We start from the raw sequence: 21,533 nt of genomic DNA, 5'->3' as shown, positions 1-21,533 counted from the left end.
CTAACAAAAAAATTAATTTAAATTACGCTTTTCTATAAAAAATTTCTTTAATAAAAAACTACATTCTTCCTCTAATACTCCTGATATTACTTTTGTTTTTGGATGTATTTTAGTACCTAAAACACTAAAACCTAGTTTAGGTTCATTAGCTCCATAAACTATTTTCCCTATTTGCGTCCAATAACTAGCTCCCGCACACATTTGACAAGGTTCTAACGTAACATACAATACACAATCTTTTAAATACTTACCACCTAAAAAATCTGCAGCAGCAGTAAAAGCTTGCATTTCTGCATGAGCAGTAACATCGTTTAATGTTTCTGTTAAATTATGACCTCTAGCTATTATTTGCTCTTTAAATACCACAACCGCACCAACTGGCACTTCTCCTTTATCAAAAGCAAATTCTGCCTCCTGTAAGGCTTTTCTCATAAAATAAACATCATCAAACGGATTCATTACAGCAGTTTTAAAACAGTATTAAACAAAAGTAACCAAAAATTAAATGAGCTAGCTCTATTCAAATTACTTATTTTTGTGAAAATTCTTAAGTTTGATATCTATTCATATTCCTGAAAATAAAAAAGTTTACTTTGCTTCTGATCAACATTTAGGAGCCCCAACACAAGAGGCAAGTTTTCCTCGTGAACAGAAATTTGTTAACTGGTTAAATCAAATTAAAGATGATGCTGAAGCTATTTTCTTATTAGGTGATTTATTTGACTTTTGGTTTGAATACAAAACTGTAGTACCTAAAGGGTTTGTTCGTGTTTTAGGTAAACTTGCAGAAATACGAGATAGCGGAATTCCTATTTATTTTTTTGTAGGAAACCATGACTTATGGATGCATGATTATTTTGAAAAAGAATTAAATATTCCTGTATATCACTCTCCTCAAAAGTTTATATTAAATAATAAGACTCTTTTAATTGGTCATGGAGATGGTTTAGGCCCGCATGACAAGGGATATAAAAGAATGAAGAAAGTATTTACTTTTCCTTTGTTTAAATGGATGTTTAAATGGTTACACCCTGATTTAGGAGTTCGATTAGGCCAATATATGTCTGTAAAAAACAAACTTATTTCTGGTGATGAAGATGCTAAATTTTTAGGAGAAGAAAATGAATGGTTAGTTCAATATTGTAAAAGAAAATTAGAAACTGCTCACTACGATTATTTTGTTTTTGGACATCGTCATCTTCCACTTGACATACAACTACAAGAAAACAGTAAATATATTAATCTTGGTGATTGGATACAATATTACACCTATGGTTCTTTTGAAAAAGACAAACTCACTCTTAAAAAGTATTAAACAAAAAAAACTGCCATTTCTGACAGCCTTTTCATAGTTTAATTCAAAAAAAAATATTAAAACTTAAATGTTAGTCCCGCTTTAAAAGAGGTACCGTTAAAACCAAACTGGTTAACTTCCCATGGATATCTAAATCTTCCTCCTAAATCGGTAACTGGATCCCCTTTCGGATCAATTTCATCTGGAAAAACATCAAATAAATTATTTACTTGTGCTCTGAAAGAAATCTTATCAGTAAAGTCATATGCTACTGATAAATCAGTAACTACCTTACCACCAAACGTCTGATCTTTAAAAGAATCAGAAGCATGCCTCCAAGTAACTTCTCCAAAATATGTATTATTTAAATTTGCTGTAAAATCTCCAATTTTATAATCTGCTCCAAATAAAAATTTCATATTTGGTCTAGCACTTGTAATTCTAGACTGCTCTTTTCTATTGAAAATTTTATTTTTATAGTTATTCAGTTTAGTTGGTGTTTTTACTTCTCCTTCTAAATTAGTTTTATTTACATTTAAACCTGCATTTAATCCTAATTTACCAGAAGCAAAATTTATATTTTTATGGCGCAATGTAAAGTCATACCCTTGAGTTATTGTACTAGCTGCATTAATAAAGAACTTAATACTTGTTACATTATTCGCAGTTAATATTTGCTGAACATCAGCATTTGGATTTCCATTATCGTCTGTACCGTTAATTTCACCAGTAAATAATACTCTATCATCAACTCTAACATTATAATAATCAAATGATATGGTAAAATCTCTTGATGCTTTAACTGTTAAACCTGCAGATATATTTTTTGAAGTTTCTGCAAATAATGAAGCAACTCCTAAATCTTTAATTACTGGACTCACATTGTTAAATGTACCTTGATTAGAAATAGTACCTCCAGAAACTAAAGTTTGAACATTACTCAAATACACTTGGTGTAAAGACGGTGCCCTAAAACCTGTACTATAAGACGCTCTTAAAACTCCAGCCTCACCTATTTTGTATCTTGAGTTTATTTTCCAAGAGGTATTTCCTCCAAAATCAGAATAGTTTTCATAACGTGCTGCTCCACCAATTAAAAAATTATCGTTAACATCCCAATCAAGCGTAGCATAAGCACCTACATTTACTCTTGTTTCATTCAAAGCATTCCCTGGCTGTAACCCTGGAAAAGACTGTGCTCCTCCATTTACATATGATTCTTGTTGTCCAGCAGTAACTTCAAAGCGTTCTTGACGACCTTCAACCCCTAAACCAATACTTACTTCTCCAAAAGATCTATTTACATCAAAATTACCAATTATATTACTAAATGCATAAGCACCAGCATCAAAGCTAGTAGGACTATTTCCTCCTAAACTAGGGTTTATTGTGTTCCCTATTGTATAATCAACAGAATTACCTCCATAGGTAGCACTCAAATCTGCATTAAAACCACCAAGTTTAAATCTACTACCTGCAGTAAATAAGATATCTTTTATATTAGTTTCAAAAGTAGGCTGAAAACCATTATAAGTTTGACCTGAAGGTGTTAACAACCCAAAATCATCAGTAATCCAATAAGGTGGTCTGTACAAAGCAAAACTTTTTCCTTTTCTTAAATTACCACCACCAAAAGCATATATAACTGTATCATCATTTAACGGATACTCTGCATTTATATATAAATCTCCTTTTTTCATCTCTGGTTGTCCAACAATCATTCCTAAACCAGGATTATCTTTAGTCCATTGATTATTTACACCAAATAAATCATCTTTTCCAGGTTGTCCTGCTCTATTAGTATAATCTTGATAACCAAAACCAAGAGTTGCATTTAAAAAACCTCCATTACCAAATGTAAGTGTATGATTAACATCAGCATCCATGTTAAATCCATCACCTCTTGAAGTAACTCCTGAATTAATATTTACTTGTGTAAAATCTACATTTTTCTTTAATATTATATTTACAACACCCGCAACCGCATCTGAACCATACTGAGCAGAGGCTCCATCACGTAAAATTTCAACTCTTTCAATAGCTGCAGTTGGAATACTTTTCATATCTGTTCCAACCTCACCTTTTCCTGGTGTATCATTTACATATACTAAGGCACTTTGATTTTTTCGCTTACCATTAACCAAAACTAACGTTCTACTTGGCCCTAATCCTCTTAAATCTGCAGGGTCAAAATGCGCAGTTGCATCTGAAATTGTTTGGTTAGTTGAGTTGTATGATGGTACAGTATAGGTTAACATTTGATCGATATTTGTTTGACCAGTAGCTTGTAATTCCCCTACAGAAATATTATCAATTGGCACAGCAGAATCTAGAATTGTTCTAGGCTTTGCTCTATTACCTGTTAAAACTACCTCGTCTAACACACCACTATCTTCTTTCATTACTATAGAAAGATTAGCAGCTCCATTTACATTTTTCTCAATAGTAGCATATCCCAATGAAGAAAACACAAGTACTGAAGGTACTTTATTTAATTGAATAGTGAATTCACCATTATCATTAGTACTAACTCCATTTGTAGTACCTTTTTCTATAACATCTATAAAAGGAATACCTTGTCCAGTTTCATCTGTTACCTTACCTTTTACAGTTTGTGCAATCATAGAAGAAAAGCACAATAATGTAAAAATAGTAATCAGCTTAGTTATTTGTCTCATAATCAACAGTTATTAAGTAATAATATTTTTAAGATAATTTTTTAACAAAATTAACCACTCATTAACAAAAGACTTAAATTTTAATTATATACTCTCTAAAAATCATAAAATTTTATTTTTTTACAATTTTTATCACTTTTTTAGGTTTAACCATACTTTAACAATTGTTAAATTCATAATATTGTAGTTTTGTTTCACAGAAAAGCTAATATAATTCAAACACATATGGATGTAGATGTACGAGTAATTAATGAAAAAATAGAGCAAGAGAGTGCTTTTGTAGATTTATTAACTACAGAAATGAATAAAGTAATTGTTGGTCAAAAAGACATGATTGAACGATTACTTATTGGTCTTTTAGGTAATGGACATATTTTATTAGAAGGTGTTCCTGGTTTAGCTAAAACACTTGCTATTAACACTCTTTCTAAAGCTGTTCAAGGTAGTTTTAGTCGTGTTCAGTTTACTCCTGACTTGCTTCCTGCTGATGTTGTAGGAACTATGATATACAATGTAAAAGAAAATGATTTCTCTATAAAGAAAGGACCAATTTTCGCCAACTTTGTATTAGCAGATGAAATTAACCGTGCTCCTGCAAAGGTGCAGTCTGCATTACTTGAAGCAATGCAAGAACGTCAAATTACAATTGGTGATGAAACCTTTAAACTTGACGAACCTTTCTTAGTTATGGCAACGCAAAATCCAGTTGAGCAAGAAGGAACATATCCTTTACCTGAAGCTCAAGTTGACCGTTTTATGCTTAAAACTGTAATTGATTATCCGAAATTACAAGACGAACAATTAATTTTACGTCAAAACTTAAGCGGTAATTACGAAAAAGTAAATCCAGTTGTATCAATTGATCAAATAATTAAAGCTCGTAAAGTAGTTAACGAGGTTTATATGGATGAAAAAATTGAAAAATATATTTTAGATATCATTTTTGCAACTAGATACCCAGAAAAATACAATTTAGAAAAAATACAACCATTAATTAATTTTGGTTCTTCCCCTAGAGGTAGTATTGCACTAGCAAAAGCTGCCAAATGTTATGCTTTTATAAAAAGAAGAGGTTATGTTATACCTGAAGACGTTAGAGCTATTGCTTATGATGTGTTAAGACATAGAATAGGAATAACATACGAAGCTGAAGCTGAAAACGTTTCATCTATAGATATTATTAACACAATTATTAACGAAATTCAAGTTCCATAATTTCCCAATTATATTTTAGCTAACCATACTCTAGTAAGAAAAAATATTAACCCCCTTAAATTATAGCTAGAAATGACTTACAAATTAACAACGTACAAAACATTAACAGGAACAAAAGAAATTTTAGAATTAAAAAAGAGAAAAAGAACTGAAGCCATTGTTTACAAAGACAACAAACCTGCTTTTCATATAGACTGTTTTGATTTACAAACTGAATCAAATGTTATAATGAACAGTTTGGTACTTTGTCAGAAAAGAACCATTGGTGAGGTAGTTAAAGAAATTGCCAAAAAGAACAATGTAGATTTATCAATAAAAGAGGCTCCATTATTTTCAATTGAAAAATCATTTGAATTTAAAGAAGTAGAATTGCCTCCTTTACCTGAAAATTGGTTAAACTAATTAATGGATACAAAAGAGTTACTTAAAAAAGTTCGTAAAATAGAAATTAAGACACGTAGATTGTCTAATCATATTTTTGGAGGAGAATACCACTCAACCTTTAAGGGGCGTGGTATGACCTTCTCTGAAGTTAGACAATACCAATATGGTGATGATATTCGTGCTATTGATTGGAATGTTACTGCAAGGTACAACGAACCTTATATTAAAGTATTTGAAGAAGAACGAGAATTAACCATGATGTTAATGGTTGATATTTCTGGTTCTGAATTTTTTGGTACTAACCAACAATTTAAAAAAGATACAATTACTGAGATAGCAGCGACTCTTGCTTTCTCAGCTATTCAAAATAATGATAAAGTAGGCTTAATTTTATTTTCTGATCAAGTAGAATTATTTATTCCTCCTAAAAAAGGAAAAACTCATGTATTACGAATCATTAGAGAACTAATAGAGTTTGAACCCAAAAGCAAAGAAACTAGTATTGACGAGGCATTAAAGTTCTTATCGAACATTATGAAGAAAAAAGCTATTGTTTTTATGCTTTCTGACTTTTTAGATGAAGGGTACGAACGTACTCTTAAAATAGCTGGTAATAAACACGATGTTACTGGTATTAAAGTATATGACAAACATGATCAAGAAATTCCAAATCTTGGAATGGTACCAATGATGGATGCTGAAACTGGCAACATACACCTTGTTAATACAAGTTCTTCATCAGTTAGGTCTCAATACAAAGCTAATGCATTACGATTAGCTGATTATTTTAAAACTACATTTAGAAAAAGTGGCGCAGGTATTATAAATATTAGAGCTGATGAAAGCTATGTTAAAAAACTATTAGCCTATTTTAAACAAAAGGGATAATTGTCAAAAAATGACACTGAACAATGAAGCATAAATTATTTTACATATTTTTCTTACTTACGCTATCTATTAGTTATGCTCAATCTTCAATGGTTAAAATTGAAGCAGATACTACTAACATACGAATTGGAGAACAATTTGAATATAAAATAACTATTAGTGAAACAGAAAATGTTATTATTCCTAAGCTAGGAAATTTAAAAGGCCTAGAGGTAATTGACTCCTTAAAGATAGATACGATTAATAGTAAACTTATTAAAAAATATAAGTTAACTGGTTTTGATAGTGGTGCATTTTACATTCCAAGACAACAAATATTTATCAAAAACCAGGCTTATTTAACAGATAGTTTATTAATAAATGTTACTACAGTAGCTATTGATACTACAAAAATTAAAAAGTTTCCTATAAAAGGTATTAAAGGAGAACCTTATCAATTTGATGATTTTAAAATTTATGTTTATTGGGCTTTAGCTATATTATTAATAGCTATTTCAACTTTATATTTTGCTTTAAAAAGATCAGACAATAGTACATCAAAAACATTCATTCCTAAACTAGCACCTTATCAGGAAGCCCTAAGAAACTTAAAACTACTTGATGAAAAGTTACTATGGCAAAACAACAAAACAAAAGCTTATTATAGTGAGTTAACTGATATTGTTAGAAACTATATTGAGAGAGAATTAAATGTACCTGCATTAGAACAAACAACAAATGAACTGGTAGATAGCTTAATAGATTTCAGTAACTCAAAATCTATTGTAACAGATAAAGAAACTATAAAAAAGTTAAAGAATCTTTTACAACAATCAGACCTTGTAAAATTTGCAAAGTCGAAACCAATGGCTCATGAAATTGAAGCCGACAGAAACACAACTACACATATTATTAACAATCTGAAACCTTCTACTACAGAAGAAAACACAGAAACTAGTTATAGCAAACCTGTAGTTATTGTTCAAAAACCCGAAATCAAGAATCCTAACACAATTACCAAACTATTATTAATTACAATAACACTTCTTATTGTTACATTAATTTCATTTGGAATTTATAAAGCAATCTCATTGTCTAACTCTATAAAACAACCAGTAGAAAATGTTCAATAATTTTGAATTTCATAGTCCAGAATTTTTATGGCTACTGTTGTTAATTCCATTATTAGCTCTATGGAATTTTTTTACAAGAAAAAAAGACAGTGCTAAATTAAAAATAGCAAGTATAAAAGGGTTTAATGTAAAAAGTTCTTTCTTACCTAAATTAAAACCAATAGTATATGCATTAAGACTTTTTGCATTAGCATCTATTATTATAGCTTTAGCTAGACCCAGAAATGTTTCCATAAGTAAGAAAACAAAATCAAATAGAGGTATTGATATTGTTATGGCGATTGATGTTTCTGCTAGTATGCTAGCCAAGGATTTAAAGCCAAACCGTTTGGAAGCTTTAAAAAGAGTTGCTACTGATTTTGTAAACAGAAGACCAAATGATCGAATAGGAATTGTTGTTTATGCAGGTGAAAGTTTCACTCAAACTCCAATAACAAGTGATAAATCAATAGTTAAAAGAACTATTTCAGAAATTAAATGGGGACAACTAGAAGGAGGAACTGCTATTGGAATGGGACTTGGATCAGCCGTGAATAGGTTAAAAGAAAGTAAAGCTAAAAGTAAAGTTATTATTTTACTGACCGACGGAGTAAATAATGCTGGCTTTGTAGATCCAAAAACTGCTACAGAACTAGCGAAAGGAAATAATATTAAAGTATACACCATAGGTATTGGAACTAATGGAATGGCTGCTTTTCCTTGGGCTAAAGACCCAAGAACTGGTCAAATAACTTTTAAAAATCAGCAAGTAGAAATTGACGAAACACTACTAAAGCACATAGCCAAAGAAACAGAAGGGAAATACTTTAGAGCAACTAACAACACAAAATTAAAAGCAATCTATGATGAAATAGATAAACTTGAAAAGACAAAAATAGAAGAATTTAAATACTATAATTACACTGAGAAATATCGCTTTTGGGTATTCTTAGGAGGATTATTACTAGTATTCGAATTTCTATTAAAAAACACAATTTTTAAAAGCTTTATATAATTACCCTATAATTATGTATAAAATAGAAGAACCTATATATTTTTACTTTTTTGCAATTATTCCAATAATAATTGTCTTTTTTCTACTGGTTTTATGGTGGAAAAAAAGAACGCAAAAAAAATTTTCTTCTCCTGAATTACTTGCAAAGCTTGCTCCAAACTCTTCACGTTTTAAATCTATATTAAAACTAATATTTTTTTTAATAGGTATTTCTTTATTAATTATCTCTTTAACAAACCCAAAAATGGGTACTAAACTTAAAACAGTTAAGAGAGAAGGAGTTGATGTGGTATTTGCATTAGATGTTTCTAAAAGTATGCTTGCTGAAGATATAGCTCCTAATCGACTAGAAAAATCAAAACAAATAATATCAAAAATAATAGATAAGTTAGGAAGTGATAGAGTGGGTATAATAATTTATGCGGGAAATTCTTACCCTCTTTTACCCATCACTACTGATCATGCTGCTGGTAAAATGTTTTTACAAAACGCAAACCCAGATATGGTTTCAAGCCAAGGAACAGCAATTAATGAAGCCTTGAACCTAGCCAAAACATACTATAATAACGACGAGCAAACTAATCGTTTTTTAATTATTATTTCTGATGGTGAAGATCATCAGGAAGAAACTAAGCAAATAGCTCAGAATATAGCCAATGAAGGTGTAAAAGTTTACACCGTTGGTGTTGGTACTGAAAAAGGTGGACCAATTCCAATAAAATTAAATGGTTCTCTTATTGGTTATAAGAAGGATAGAAAAGGGGAAACCGTTATTACACAAAGAAAAGCAACGATATTACAAGAAATTGCTGATATAGCTAATGGAAGTTATATTGATGGTAACAAAACCGATAAACCTGTAAATTCTATTGCAGACATTATTGCAAATGCACAAAAAAGTGAATTTGAAACTAAACAGTTTTCTGATTACAAAGATCAATTTCAATGGTTTTTAGGTATTGGTTTATTATTTTTAATTCTTGACATCTTTTTATTTGATAGAAAGACAAAATGGTTAAAGAAAATAGATTTATTTAATGAAGAAGTTAAAAAATAAAAAGGTGAACAATTTAATAAAAATACTATTCAGCTTGTTTTTTATAACTATTTCAACAATAGTTAATGCACAACAAGACACTTTACAACTTCAAAGAGAAGCTCGTTCTTTAGTTCGTCAAGGAAACAAACTTTATAACAAACAAAAATTTGACGAGGCTTCAATTGCCTATAGAAAATCTTTAAGCAAAAACAGTAAGTACGATAAAGCTAGCTATAACTTTGGCAATACTTTATATCAAAGTAAAAAATATAAAGAGGCAGCTTCACAATTTGAGTTAACTGCAAAAACTACAAAAGATAAAATTTCAAAAGCAGAGGCTTACCATAACATTGGTAACTCTATGATGGAACAAAAGCAATATCAACAAGCAGTAGATGCTTACAAAAATTCTTTAAGAAATAACCCTAACGATGATGAAACACGTTATAATTTAGCTGTTGCTCAAAAAAAATTAAAAAAAGAGCAACAAAATAAAAAGAACGATAAGGATAAGAATAAAAAAAATAAAAAGGACAAGAAGGACAAGAAGGACAAAAACAAGAAGGATAAAAACAAAGACAAGAAAGAAGGAGACGATAAGGATAAAAAAGATGACAAAAAAGATCCTAAAAAGGATCAAAATAAAGATCAGCAAAACAAAAAAAATAAAGATAAAAAAGATAAGCAAAAGCAAAAACCCCAACAAGGTAAAATGACTCCTCAGCAAATGAAACAATTGCTAGAAAGTTTAAACAATGAGGAGAAGAAGACACAGAAAAAAATGAATGTAAAAAAATCAAAAGGAAGAAAGGTTAAGCAAGAAAAGGACTGGTAATCAAATGATAAGATTTTTTGTATTAAATAGTTAAAATATTATTTTTACGCACATTAAAAATGAACAGGGATTTGAAATTTTACATATTAATACTTATAAGTGTTTTTTCACTTACTATTAACGCTCAAGATAGTGTTTTAAAGGTAAGTGTCAGTAAAAATAAACTAGGCGTAAATCAACGATTTAGAGTCCAGTATATAATAAATAAGCAAGGAGCTGATAACTTTAAAGCTCCAAACTTCCGAAATTTTAAAATAGTTGGAGGCCCTAGTCAATCTGTTAGCCAATCATACATAAATGGTAAGAGATCCTTTTCTCAATCTTATACCTATATCTTACAACCAAAAAGAAAAGGAGAATTTGACTTACCTCCAGCTTCAATAGAAATCGACGATAAAACTATTAAATCCGAGACTGCAAAAATTATAGTTTTAGCTGCTGTTGACATTCCTAAAAACCCAAATGACCCTGATTATATAGCTTCTCAAAACATTCATTTAGTCGCTGAAATATCTAAATCAAAACCCTATGTAGGTGAAGGTATTTATGTAGAATATCGTTTATATTTTAGTGAAAATGTTGGTATTTATGACAATGCAATAACACAATCTCCTCAATATAATGGCTTTTGGAACCAAGAAATCAAAAGAAATGGAACTCCTGTAAAAGAAGGTACATATAATGGTGAAAAATATAGGTATGCCGTTTTACATAAAGCTTTATTAATTCCAACTAAAGCTGGAAAGCTAACTATTGACCCCATGAAAATGGATATTATAGTTGCTGTTCCTACAGGGCGTGCTGACTTTTTTGGTAATGTAATTACACGTCAGGTACGAAAAGAATTTTCTTCTGCTAAAAAAACAATTCAAACAAAAGCATTACCTACTTTAAATAAACCAGAAAACTTTACTGGTGCTGTTGGGGAATTTTCTTTTGATGTATCATTAAGCAAAGAAATTTTAAAAGCCAATGAATCATCACAAATAAAAATATCTGTTAAAGGAAAAGGAAACTTAAAACTCTTTGAACTTCCAAAAATCGAAACTCCAAAAGAATTAGAAGTATACCAACCTGAAAGAAAAGAAAAAGTAAGTGTTGCTTCAAGTGGATTAAGAGGAAATGTTTCAGACAGCTATACTGTTGTACCACAATATAAAGGTAAGTATAAAATTCCTTCAACTAGCTTCTCTTATTTCAACCCTAAAGAAAAAGTTTACCAAACAATTACCTCTGAAGATTTATATGTAGATGTTTTAGAAGGAAAAGAGTTAGTAACAAATTCAGACAATAGAAATAATGTTGAAAAACAAGATGTGAAAATGACTGATACTAGCTTTAGATACATTCAAACTTCATCAAGTTTTCATTCAAAACAACAATCAGATTTTTTCAAATCCATTTTGTTTTATATTCTGTTAATATTTCCAGCTATAGCAATTCCTTTAATTATTTTAATTTACAAAAAGAAAGAGGAAAGAGATGGTGATGTGCTAGGTAACAAACAACGAAAAGCTGATAGATTAGCAAAAAAATATTTATCTGAAGCATCTAAGCAATTAGGAAATAAAGAAGCGTTTTATGAAGCCTTAGAAAGAGCTTTACATAATTATTTGAAAGCAAAATTAAAAGTAGAAACTTCAGATATAAGTAGAGAAAAAATAACACAATTGCTAGAAGGTAAAAATGTTAACTCAACTTCAATAAAAGAATTCATTGAAGTATTGAATGATTGTGATTTTGCACGCTATACACCAATAGATAATACGCAAATGAATCAAGAGTATGAAAAAGCAAAACAAGTAATTACTCAATTAGATAAACAGTTATAATGAAGAATATTATTATACTATTAGTATTCATTACAAACATTGTATCTGCACAAAATGCTGATGCTTTATTTTCTAATGCTAATACTTTATACAAAATAGGGAAATACCAAAAAGCAATTGAGGTTTATAAAAAAATTGAAGCCTCAGAAGAAACCTCTTCAGAACTATACTTCAATATAGGGAACTGTTATTATAAATTAAATCAAGTTGCGCCTAGTATCTATAATTATGAAAGAGCATTATTAATAAACCCTTCCAATGAAGATGCAAAAAATAATTTAATCATAGCAAAAAGATTAACGCTAGATAGAATTGAAGAATTACCTAAATCTTTATTTCAAAAACTAAATATAAACTATCTTCAAAAACTACATTATAACTCATGGGCATTAGTTGTAATAGTATTTTCAATAATCGCTAGTGTTCTTTTTTTATTATTTTACTTCTCAACAAATTCAGTAAAAAAACGTTTTTATTTTGTAACAAGTATTCTTTCTTTTTTATTATTGTTAAGTTCTTTAATAATAACATACCAACAATATGATACAGCTAAAAAGACTATAGAAGCAATTGTTTTTACTAAAGAAGTTTCTATAAAAAATTCTCCTACACAAGATTCAGAAGAAATTTTCACTTTACATGAAGGAACCAAAATTAAAGTTTTAGACACTGTTGATGATTGGAAAAAAATTAAGTTAATTGATGGAAAAATTGGCTGGTTATTATCAAAAGATATTAAAATAATAACTATTTTTTAATTTTATTAACAAAAACACATAGTTATAAATACTATCTTTGTTAGTTGTTAAAATTATGAGCAAACAATTATTAATTTATTTTCTAACAATTAGTTTAATTACTTCTGTGGTAGTTCCCACATATATAACGTTGTCTGAAAAAAAATGTGAGAGCTCTTTAGTTAATGACACCTCTGATAATGATGAAAACATTGAAGAGTTTAAAATAAAACTATATTATAGCAACGACATACTTGCTTCTTATCAAGTTACAGAAATAGTTAGAAAGGTATTATATCTTTCTAAAACATATACTTCAATAAGTAGAAAACTTGAATCTCCACCACCTGAACTTTTAGGATAACATACTAAAAAAATCAATCAAAAAAAACTAAACACTCATTTAAAGTGACTTATTCTTGGTTTTAGCTAGGAAATGCTAATGAATAAAACTGAGTAAAAATCTTTTGATTGAATTAATTTATCTTAAATAATTTATAATTCGTCAATTCTTAAAATATAAAAAGAGTTGACTAAAAAAATATTTCATGTTCAAAACAATTAAAAATGATTTGCCCGCTAGTGTAGTGGTGTTTTTTGTCGCTTTACCTTTATGTTTAGGTATAGCATTAGCTAGTGGAGCTCCTTTATTTGCTGGTCTTATAGCAGGAATAATTGGAGGTACTATTGTAGGAGGCTTAAGTGGGTCTAAAATTGGGGTAAGTGGTCCTGCTGCAGGATTGGCTGCTATTGTATTATCTGCCATTGGTACATTAGGTGGTTACGAAAACTTTCTTGTAGCCGTAGTATTAGGAGGTGTAATACAAGTTTTACTAGGTGTTCTTAAAGCTGGGGTAATTGGTTATTATTTTCCTTCTTCAGTTATTAAAGGAATGCTAACTGGTATAGGAATTATAATTATAATAAAACAAATACCTTTCTTTTTTGGGTATGATAAATCTGCAGAAAGCATATCTCTAGATGCTATCAATTTAGGATCTACATTAATTGGTGTTCTAGGTTTAGCTATATTATTACTTTGGGATAAAGTATTATCAAAAAAAGGAAAAATATTTCAAATAATTCAAGGACCTCTAGTTGCTGTTGTTGTAGGTATTATTTTTTACGTAATCACTCAAGGTAATGATCAAATTGGTATCAATGCTGCTCAATTAGTAAGTGTACCTGTACCTGATAGTTTTGATACTTTTTTAGGTCAATTTAGTTTTCCTAATTTTGATGCAATTACAAATAAAGATGTTTGGGTTATAGCATTTACCATTGCTTTGGTTGCAAGTTTAGAAACCTTATTATGTGTTGAGGCAACTGATAAATTAGATCCAGATAAAAATGTTACTCCTACTAATAGAGAATTACTTGCACAAGGTACTGGAAATATCATTTCTGGTTTAATTGGAGGTTTACCAATTACTCAAGTAATTGTTAGAAGTTCTGCTAATATTCAATCTGGAGGTAAAAGTAAATTATCTGCCATTATTCATGGTTTCCTTTTACTTATTTCAGTAATATTAATCCCTACTCTTTTAAATAAAATACCATTATCAGTTTTAGCTGCAGTTTTATTAATTGTTGGTTTTAAATTAGCAAAACCAGCGTTATTCTTTAAAATCTACAAACAAGGACTAAAACAATTTTTACCTTTTATTGTAACGGTTTTAGGTATTGTTTTTGCTGATTTACTTATTGGAATTGGATTAGGTTTATCGGTTGGTATTGTTGTTATTTTATATAAAAGTTACCAAAACTCTCATTTCTTACATATTGAAGATAAAAGTAATGGTTTACATAAAATAAAAATGTCATTTGCTGAAGAAGTTACTTTCTTTAATAAAGGTGCAATATTAAAAGAATTAGATAGCTTGCCAGAAGACACTTATTTAGAATTAGATGTAAGAAAAACAAGGTATTTAGATAATGATATTATTGAAATTTTAGAAGACTTTGCTTTTAAAGCTAAAGAGAAAAATATTGATATTAAATTAATTTCTGAACGAGGTGTTGTTGAAAATCCTTCAAGTTTTATTGAATTTTTTAAGTTAAGACCAAAAGCCTCATAAGTATGAATACATCAAAACATAAGATTGTCGTACTATCTAATTTAAAAGATAGTACGGCTACATCTTTGAATACAGCTATTAGCTTAGCAAAGAAAACTAATGCTAGCATTCATTTATTTCACGTAAAAAAACCTAGTGATATAGTAAGTACTGATAATCAATTATCAGCAAACAGAGCTATTAACACTAACTTTACTAAAATTAACAAGGATATAAATGAGTTAGTTTCTACTTATTCAAAAAAGTATAATATCGATATCACTTCTTCCTTTACTTTTGGTAATATTAAAAATGAAATTGATACTTTTTTAGAAAACTCGAATCCAAACATTATTGTAATTGGAAAACGTAGAAATAAAAGTATAGTTGCTTTAGGTGATAAGATTAGTAGACATCTATTAAAGAAAAAAGGCAAAACAATTATTATAGCCTCTTCAGAAAATAATCTTACACCTGAAAATGAAATTTCTTTAGGTATTTATAATGAGTTAGAACAAAGAAGCAATGATTTTATTACTGAAATCATTGAAAATTCTAATAAACCTTTAAAAAACCTTAAAGTAGATAAAAAAGACATTAAATCTTTAGAAACAAAAGACATTAACTTATTACTAGTAGATAGAGAAAATGTAAAACCTAAATCTACAAAATCATTTAATAAACTACTTAGAAAAATAGACATTTCTTTAGTAGTGGCTAATTAAAAATGTTAATTTCAAAATAACCCAAATTAATAAATCGGTTTTGAACACGAGTATTAATAAATTACAGTTTTTTTAGTATATTTATTCCTACTCAACTCGAGAAATATGAAAAAACTATTTTCAAATCTTAAAGGAGATCTCTTTGGAGGGATTACAGCAGGAATTGTAGCATTACCACTAGCCTTAGCTTTTGGTGTTTCTTCAGGACTAGGACCAAGTGCTGGTTTATATGGAGCTATTTTTATTTCCTTTTTTGCAGCTCTGTTTGGAGGAACAGACACACAAATATCTGGACCAACTGCTCCTATGACAGCTGTAAGTATGGTTGTTATTGCTAGTATTCTTGCATCAAATGATGGTGATATAAATAAAGCTTTACCAACTATCTTGATTGTTTTTCTACTTGCAGGTTTCTTCCAAATTGGTTTAGGAATATTAGGTTTGGGTAAATACATCCGCTATATTCCTTATCCCGTTGTGTCTGGTTTTATGACTGCAATTGGAGTTATCATTTTAGTAACACAAGTATTACCTTCTGTAGGGTATTATGCAAAAGAAGATACTCAATTTGTTGAAAAATTTAAACCTTTAGCTGAAGAAATAATATTAGAAAATATTTTAAAAGATGAAGCAGGTGAAGGAGTATTAGTGTTAGAAAATTTTAAAGAAACAATAAATAGAGCTCAGAAAACTACACAAGCTGACATTTTAAAAGAAAGTAAAACATTAGCAGGTAAAGAGGCTTCTGGCGTTTTAGGAACCTTAAAAGTATTACCAAGAGCCTTAAAAAATATTAATTGGTTAGAATTAATTTTAGCTTTAGGTACTATTTTCATTATTTATGGTTTTAAACGAATTACAACTGCAGTTCCTAGTACGTTAGTTGCATTAGTAGTTATGACCTCTATAGCTTTAGGTTTTAGTTTAAACTACAGGCCTATTGAAGAAATACCTGGAGGATTTCCTTTACCAAATCTAGAAATATTTACTAACTTTAGTTTAGGTAGCATAACTCCATATATATTTACGGCATTAACACTTTCTTTATTAGGTGCAATTGATTCTTTGTTAACATCAGTTGTAGCTGATAATATGACCAAAACTAAACATAAACCAAATAAAGAATTAATCGGTCAAGGAATTGGTAATACAATTGCTGCTGTTTTTGGAGGAATTCCTGGGGCTGGTGCAACTATTCGTACCGTTGTTAATATTAACTCAGGTGGTAAAACCAAACTATCTGGTATGATAGCAGGTATAATGCTTCTTGTAATTTTATTAGGCTTAGGGCCTATTGCTTCAAAAATACCAGCTGCTGTTTTAGCCGGTATTTTAATAACAGTAGGTATTGGAGTTATGGATTATAAAGGATTGAAAGCAATTCCAAACCTTCCTAAAGATGCTAAAATTGGTCCTTTTAAGGTGAGCTCGGAAGTAATTATTATGATCGTAGTATTACTTTTATCTACCTTTTGGAATTTAGTTTATGCCGTTGGTATTGGTTTAGTAATTGCTTCTTTAATGTTTATGAAAAAAATAGGAGATTTAACGGGTAAATATTCTGATGTTAAACCTTTAAAAGAAGAATCGTGGGCAGATGAAAAAGATTTTCCAAAAAACTTATCTGAAGAAGTATTTATTAAACATATAAAAGGTCCTTTATTTTTTGGGTCAACTAGTGATTTTCAACAATTAGTTAAGCAAATTCCTAATACAGCATCTACCATTATTATAAGGATGGAAAAAATGCAGTATATAGATCAATCTGGACTTTACGCACTTGAAGATATTTTGGTTGATTTGAAAAAAGATGAGAAAAATGTACTTTTAGTTGATCTACTTGATCAACCCCGCTATATGATGGAACGTATTGATATTATTCCTGATTTAATATCAGAAGAATCAATATTTACAACATTTGAAGATTGTTTAACATGGGTAAAACAAAACGTAAAAGATAAATTTTAAAAAATATTTAAAAATGAGAAATACAGCTATTACAAAAAGCAAACAAGATACGTTAACTCCAAATGGAGTATTACAAGATTTATTAGAAGGAAATAAAAGATATACTGAAAATAACTTAACAGCATCTAATGTAACTGAATTAGTTAAGCAAACAACAGGTGGACAATTTCCTAAAGCAGTTATTTTATCATGCATCGATTCAAGAGTGCCAGTAGAGATGGCTTTTGATCAAACTATAGGTGACGTTTTTGTTGCTCGTGTTGCAGGTAATTTTGAAAATACTGATATTTTAGGTAGTATGGAATACTCATGCGCTGTTGCTGGAAGCAAGTTAGTTTTAGTATTAGGTCATGAAAGCTGTGGAGCTGTTAAAGCTGCTTGTGATGGAGTAGAACTTGGAAATATTACTGCAATGCTTGATAATATTGCTCCAGCTGCTAAAATGGCTTCGGATCAAGTTGAAGGTGTTACTAACTCATCAAATGATGAATTTGTAGCAAAAACTGTAGAAAATAATGTAAAATTAACCATTGAAAGAATCCGTGAAAAAAGTAAGATTTTACAAGAAATGGAAGATAATGGTGAAATTGCAATTGTTGGTGGAGTATACTCTTTAAAAACAGGAGCTGTTACTATGCTTTAAACAATAAATACATATTTCTTTTTATAGAGATTTTAAATTCGAATGGTTTTTCAAATAAAAACCATTCGAATTTTATTTTAAACTAATTATTAGTAAAGAATGACTTTCTTTCAAAGAAAAAGCGACTTCAGTATATTTTACAGAAGTCGCTCTTTTAATTTATGTTAACTTAAAATTATTTAAGTTTCTTTTTAACTGCTATTTCAGTATATGCTTCAATAGTGTCACCTTCTTTGATATCATTATATCCTTTAATTTGAAGACCACAGTCATAACCTTTCTTAACTTCTTTCACATCGTCTTTAAAACGTTTTAATGAAGTTAGTAAACCATCATGAACAACTATTCCTTCTCTAATGATACGTATTTTAGCATCTCTAGTTATTTTACCAGACATCACCATACATCCAGCAATATTTCCAACTTTAGAAATTTTATAAACCTCTCTTATTTCAATATTACCAAGAACTTCTTCTTTCATTTCCGGAGATAACATTCCTTCCATTGCGTCTTTCAAGTCATTAATAGCATCATAGATGATAGAATAAGTTCTAATATCTACCTCTTCTCTATCAGCAACTAAACGAGCATTACCTTGAGGACGTACATTAAACCCAACAATAATTGCATCTGAAGCAGTTGCTAATAATACATCAGATTCAGTAATTGCACCTACTCCTTTATGTAAAATATTAACTTGAATTTCTTCAGTTGATAATTTTTGGAATGAATCTGTTAAGGCTTCAACAGAACCATCAACATCACCTTTTAAGATTATATTTAACTCTTTAAAGTCACCTAATGCAATACGACGTCCAATCTCAGCTAACGTTAATGTTTTTTGAGTTCTTACAGATTGCTCACGTTGTAATTGAGATCTCTTAGCAGCAATTTGTTTTGCTTCACGTTCATCATCAAATACATTAAACTTATCACCAGCTTGTGGTGCACCATCAAGACCTAATATTGATATTGGTGTAGATGGTCCAGCTACTTTAACTTTATTTCCTTTATCATCAAACATAGCTCTTACTTTACCACTATGCTTACCTGCTAATAAATAATCTCCAATTTTAAGTGTTCCTGCTTGTACTAAAATAGTAGATACATATCCTCTACCTTTATCTAATAGAGCTTCTACTACAGCACCGTTTGCATTTTTATCAGGGTTAGCTTTTAACTCTAATACTTCAGCTTCTAACAATACCTTTTCTAATAACTCATCAACTCCTTGACCAGTTTTTGCAGAAATTTCTTGTGATTGAATATTACCACCCCAATCCTCAACTAATAAATTCATCGCAGATAATTGCGTTTTAATATTATCAGGATTAGCGTTCTGTTTATCTATTTTATTTATTGCAAAAATGATAGGTACTCCAGCTGCTTGCGCATGCGAGATTGCTTCTTTTGTTTGCGGCATTACATCATCATCAGCTGCTACAACAATAATAACTAAATCGGTAACTTGAGCCCCACGAGCACGCATCGCTGTAAAAGCCTCGTGACCAGGTGTATCTAAAAATGCTATTTTTTGATCTCCAACATTTACTGAATAAGCACCAATATGTTGTGTAATTCCTCCAGATTCTCCATCAATAACATTCGCTTTACGAATATAATCTAATAATGAAGTTTTACCATGATCTACGTGACCCATAACAGTAATGATTGGTGCACGCGTTATTAAATCTTCTGGTTTATCTTCAATTTCTTCAATTGATTCTTCTACCTCAGCTCCAACAAACTCAACTGTATAATTAAATTCTTCTGCTACTATAGATAGTGTTTCTGCATCTAAACGTTGATTCATTGTAACCATCATACCAAGCATCATACAAGATGATATAATGTTTGTTACTGGAACATCCATCATTGTAGCTACTTCACTAACTGTAACAAACTCTGTTACTTTTAGTATTTTACTATCTGCTTGTGCAGCTTCTAACTCTGCTTCACTTTGTTGACGGTGAGCATCTCTTTTATCTCTACGATATTTAGCTCCTTTTCCTTTTTTAGATTTACCTTGAAGTTTTTCAAGAGTTTCTCTAACTTGTTTTTGAATTTGAGCTTCAGTAAGTTCTTCTTTTTGAACAACAGGGCGTCTTCCTCTTTGGCCTCCTCTGTTAGGACCTCCAGTTCTTGCTCCACCTCTATTAGGACCTCCAGTTCTATTTGGTGTTCCTGGTCTGTTAGGACCTCCTCCACGGTTGTTTCCTTGTCCTTGCGTTCTAGTATTTCCAGTTCCAGTACCTCCAGCGTTAGGTTTACTTATCCTCTTACGCTTTTTCTTATCTCCATCTTTAGCTTTAGGATCTGGTTTTTTCTTTTTAGGTCTTTCAAATTGTTTTAAATCAATTTTTTGACCAGTTATTTTAGGACCATCAAGTTTTTTATACTGAGTTTTAATTTTTTCAGCATTTTCAGTATTAACCTCTACTGGTTGTTCAGTTGATTTTGGTTTATCTGCTTTTCTTGCTCGGTCTGTTTTAATTTGCTCAACAGCTTTATCAATACCTTTTTTAGTAAAAGTAGTTGTACTTTTAGGTTCTTCTACTTTCTTAACAGGTTGTGCAACCTTAACAGGTTCTTCTACCTTTTTCTCTACAACAGGCTTCTCTTCTTTTTTAGGCTCTTCAACTTTTATTTCTTTAGGTTGAACAACTTCTTTTTTTGGAGTTTCAATAACTTCTTCAACTTTATTCTCTGTTGATTCAGCAACTGGCTTTGGTTCTTCTTTTTGAACTTTAGGTTCTAAACTTTTACCAGTTTCAATATTTATTTTACCAACAGTTTTAAGTTCTAATTTTGCTGCCTTGGCTTTTAAAACTTCTTGTTTTTTAGCTTCGTCTTCTATACGTTTCTTCTCTTGCTCTACTTCTACTTGTTGACGAATTGCTTCCTTTTCTTTTCTCTTTTCTTCGCTTACCTCTTTAGAAGCAACCTTTTTAGATTTATCTGTTTGAAAACCATCAAGTAATATTTGATACTCTGCATCAGAAATCTTTGTCGTAGGACGCCCCTCAACCTCATAACCTTTTTTAGCTAAGTGTTCTACAGCTCTATCTAAAGAAATGTTTAATTCCCTTAAAACCTTGTTTAGTCTTAATTTGTTGCCTTCAGCCATAAATT

General features: G+C 30.0%; 18 protein-coding genes. 15 read left to right on the top strand and 3 right to left on the bottom strand.

Going from position 1 to position 21,533, the window contains the following annotated elements; genetic code table 11:
- Positions 1–12: 12 nt before the first annotated feature.
- Positions 13–459 (bottom strand): nucleoside deaminase, encoded by a 447-nt coding sequence (locus tag DS884_RS08420; protein ID WP_093869313.1) that lies wholly within the window; start codon positions 457–459, stop codon positions 13–15.
- Between the two features lie 103 nt (positions 460–562).
- Between DS884_RS08420 and DS884_RS08415 the strand changes: the two genes are divergently transcribed.
- A complete protein-coding gene (locus tag DS884_RS08415; RefSeq protein ID WP_093871955.1) occupies positions 563–1,315 on the top strand; it encodes a UDP-2,3-diacylglucosamine diphosphatase in 753 nt (250 codons plus the stop codon).
- Positions 1,316–1,371: 56 nt separating this feature from the next.
- On the opposite strand, the gene DS884_RS08410 is transcribed toward DS884_RS08415, so the two are convergent.
- Positions 1,372–3,972, bottom strand: coding sequence for a TonB-dependent receptor (locus DS884_RS08410; RefSeq protein ID WP_093869314.1), 2,601 nt, complete (start codon positions 3,970–3,972; stop codon positions 1,372–1,374).
- Positions 3,973–4,197: 225 nt separating this feature from the next.
- Between DS884_RS08410 and DS884_RS08405 the strand changes: the two genes are divergently transcribed.
- The 14 genes from DS884_RS08405 to DS884_RS08340 all read left to right on the top strand — a co-directional run bounded on the left by DS884_RS08405 (position 4,198) and on the right by DS884_RS08340 (position 18,401).
- The gene (locus DS884_RS08405; RefSeq protein ID WP_113786447.1) at positions 4,198–5,187 is read left to right on the top strand and encodes an AAA family ATPase; all 990 of its coding nucleotides are present in this window, start codon (positions 4,198–4,200) and stop codon (positions 5,185–5,187) included.
- 72 nt (positions 5,188–5,259) lie between these two features.
- Positions 5,260–5,589 (top strand): hypothetical protein, encoded by a 330-nt coding sequence (locus tag DS884_RS08400; protein ID WP_093869316.1) that lies wholly within the window; start codon positions 5,260–5,262, stop codon positions 5,587–5,589.
- Positions 5,590–5,592: 3 nt separating this feature from the next.
- Positions 5,593–6,459 (top strand): DUF58 domain-containing protein, encoded by an 867-nt coding sequence (locus tag DS884_RS08395; protein WP_113786446.1) that lies wholly within the window; start codon positions 5,593–5,595, stop codon positions 6,457–6,459.
- A gap of 23 nt (positions 6,460–6,482) precedes the next feature.
- Positions 6,483–7,571, top strand: coding sequence for a hypothetical protein (locus DS884_RS08390; protein ID WP_199488195.1), 1,089 nt, complete (start codon positions 6,483–6,485; stop codon positions 7,569–7,571).
- Complete coding sequence (locus DS884_RS08385; protein WP_093869318.1) at positions 7,561–8,565, top strand: vWA domain-containing protein; 1,005 nt, start codon at positions 7,561–7,563, stop codon at positions 8,563–8,565. Before DS884_RS08390 ends, DS884_RS08385 begins: the two co-directional genes overlap by 11 nt.
- 13 nt (positions 8,566–8,578) lie before the next feature.
- The gene (locus tag DS884_RS08380) at positions 8,579–9,622 is read left to right on the top strand and encodes a VWA domain-containing protein (RefSeq protein WP_113786445.1); all 1,044 of its coding nucleotides are present in this window, start codon (positions 8,579–8,581) and stop codon (positions 9,620–9,622) included.
- Entirely contained in the window at positions 9,603–10,439 is an 837-nt protein-coding gene (locus DS884_RS08375; protein ID WP_113786444.1) for a tetratricopeptide repeat protein, read from the top strand. Before DS884_RS08380 ends, DS884_RS08375 begins: the two co-directional genes overlap by 20 nt.
- A 71-nt stretch (positions 10,440–10,510) precedes the next feature.
- Positions 10,511–12,271: a BatD family protein gene (locus DS884_RS08370; protein ID WP_233487130.1), complete on the top strand. Its 1,761-nt coding sequence runs from the start codon at positions 10,511–10,513 to the stop codon at positions 12,269–12,271.
- Complete coding sequence (locus DS884_RS08365) at positions 12,271–13,029, top strand: tetratricopeptide repeat protein (protein ID WP_113786442.1); 759 nt, start codon at positions 12,271–12,273, stop codon at positions 13,027–13,029. Before DS884_RS08370 ends, DS884_RS08365 begins: the two co-directional genes overlap by 1 nt.
- Before the next feature lie 55 nt (positions 13,030–13,084).
- Positions 13,085–13,372: a hypothetical protein gene (locus DS884_RS08360; protein ID WP_093869322.1), complete on the top strand. Its 288-nt coding sequence runs from the start codon at positions 13,085–13,087 to the stop codon at positions 13,370–13,372.
- A 184-nt stretch (positions 13,373–13,556) separates the two neighbouring features.
- Entirely contained in the window at positions 13,557–15,086 is a 1,530-nt protein-coding gene (locus DS884_RS08355) for a SulP family inorganic anion transporter (RefSeq protein ID WP_093869323.1), read from the top strand.
- A 2-nt stretch (positions 15,087–15,088) separates the two neighbouring features.
- Positions 15,089–15,790: a universal stress protein gene (locus tag DS884_RS08350; RefSeq protein ID WP_093869324.1), complete on the top strand. Its 702-nt coding sequence runs from the start codon at positions 15,089–15,091 to the stop codon at positions 15,788–15,790.
- 105 nt (positions 15,791–15,895) lie between these two features.
- Complete coding sequence (locus DS884_RS08345; RefSeq protein ID WP_093869325.1) at positions 15,896–17,758, top strand: SulP family inorganic anion transporter; 1,863 nt, start codon at positions 15,896–15,898, stop codon at positions 17,756–17,758.
- Between the two features lie 13 nt (positions 17,759–17,771).
- Complete coding sequence (locus tag DS884_RS08340; protein WP_093869326.1) at positions 17,772–18,401, top strand: carbonic anhydrase family protein; 630 nt, start codon at positions 17,772–17,774, stop codon at positions 18,399–18,401.
- A 175-nt stretch (positions 18,402–18,576) separates the two neighbouring features.
- Here the strand turns inward: DS884_RS08340 and infB are convergent, their stop codons facing one another.
- Positions 18,577–21,528 (bottom strand): translation initiation factor IF-2, encoded by a 2,952-nt coding sequence (gene infB / locus DS884_RS08335; RefSeq protein WP_093869327.1) that lies wholly within the window; start codon positions 21,526–21,528, stop codon positions 18,577–18,579.
- Positions 21,529–21,533: the final 5 nt, after the last annotated feature.

The sequence above is a fragment of the Tenacibaculum sp. E3R01 genome, from assembly GCF_003318185.1.
GTDB lineage: Bacteria > Bacteroidota > Bacteroidia > Flavobacteriales > Flavobacteriaceae > Polaribacter > Polaribacter halocynthiae.
This window is presented reverse-complemented; position numbering and strand designations above follow the sequence as displayed.

Coding starts and splice junctions, on each gene's coding strand:
- DS884_RS08360 (WP_093869322.1), top strand. CDS start 13,085: ATGAGCAAACAATTATTAATTTATTTTCTAACAATTAGTTTAATTACT.
- infB (WP_093869327.1), bottom strand. CDS start 21,528: ATGGCTGAAGGCAACAAATTAAGACTAAACAAGGTTTTAAGGGAATTA.
- DS884_RS08340 (WP_093869326.1), top strand. CDS start 17,772: ATGAGAAATACAGCTATTACAAAAAGCAAACAAGATACGTTAACTCCA.
- DS884_RS08400 (WP_093869316.1), top strand. CDS start 5,260: ATGACTTACAAATTAACAACGTACAAAACATTAACAGGAACAAAAGAA.
- DS884_RS08355 (WP_093869323.1), top strand. CDS start 13,557: ATGTTCAAAACAATTAAAAATGATTTGCCCGCTAGTGTAGTGGTGTTT.
- DS884_RS08365 (WP_113786442.1), top strand. CDS start 12,271: ATGAAGAATATTATTATACTATTAGTATTCATTACAAACATTGTATCT.
- DS884_RS08390 (WP_199488195.1), top strand. CDS start 6,483: ATGAAGCATAAATTATTTTACATATTTTTCTTACTTACGCTATCTATT.
- DS884_RS08410 (WP_093869314.1), bottom strand. CDS start 3,972: ATGAGACAAATAACTAAGCTGATTACTATTTTTACATTATTGTGCTTT.
- DS884_RS08405 (WP_113786447.1), top strand. CDS start 4,198: ATGGATGTAGATGTACGAGTAATTAATGAAAAAATAGAGCAAGAGAGT.
- DS884_RS08350 (WP_093869324.1), top strand. CDS start 15,089: ATGAATACATCAAAACATAAGATTGTCGTACTATCTAATTTAAAAGAT.
- DS884_RS08345 (WP_093869325.1), top strand. CDS start 15,896: ATGAAAAAACTATTTTCAAATCTTAAAGGAGATCTCTTTGGAGGGATT.
- DS884_RS08380 (WP_113786445.1), top strand. CDS start 8,579: ATGTATAAAATAGAAGAACCTATATATTTTTACTTTTTTGCAATTATT.
- DS884_RS08395 (WP_113786446.1), top strand. CDS start 5,593: ATGGATACAAAAGAGTTACTTAAAAAAGTTCGTAAAATAGAAATTAAG.
- DS884_RS08420 (WP_093869313.1), bottom strand. CDS start 459: ATGAATCCGTTTGATGATGTTTATTTTATGAGAAAAGCCTTACAGGAG.
- DS884_RS08375 (WP_113786444.1), top strand. CDS start 9,603: ATGAAGAAGTTAAAAAATAAAAAGGTGAACAATTTAATAAAAATACTA.
- DS884_RS08385 (WP_093869318.1), top strand. CDS start 7,561: ATGTTCAATAATTTTGAATTTCATAGTCCAGAATTTTTATGGCTACTG.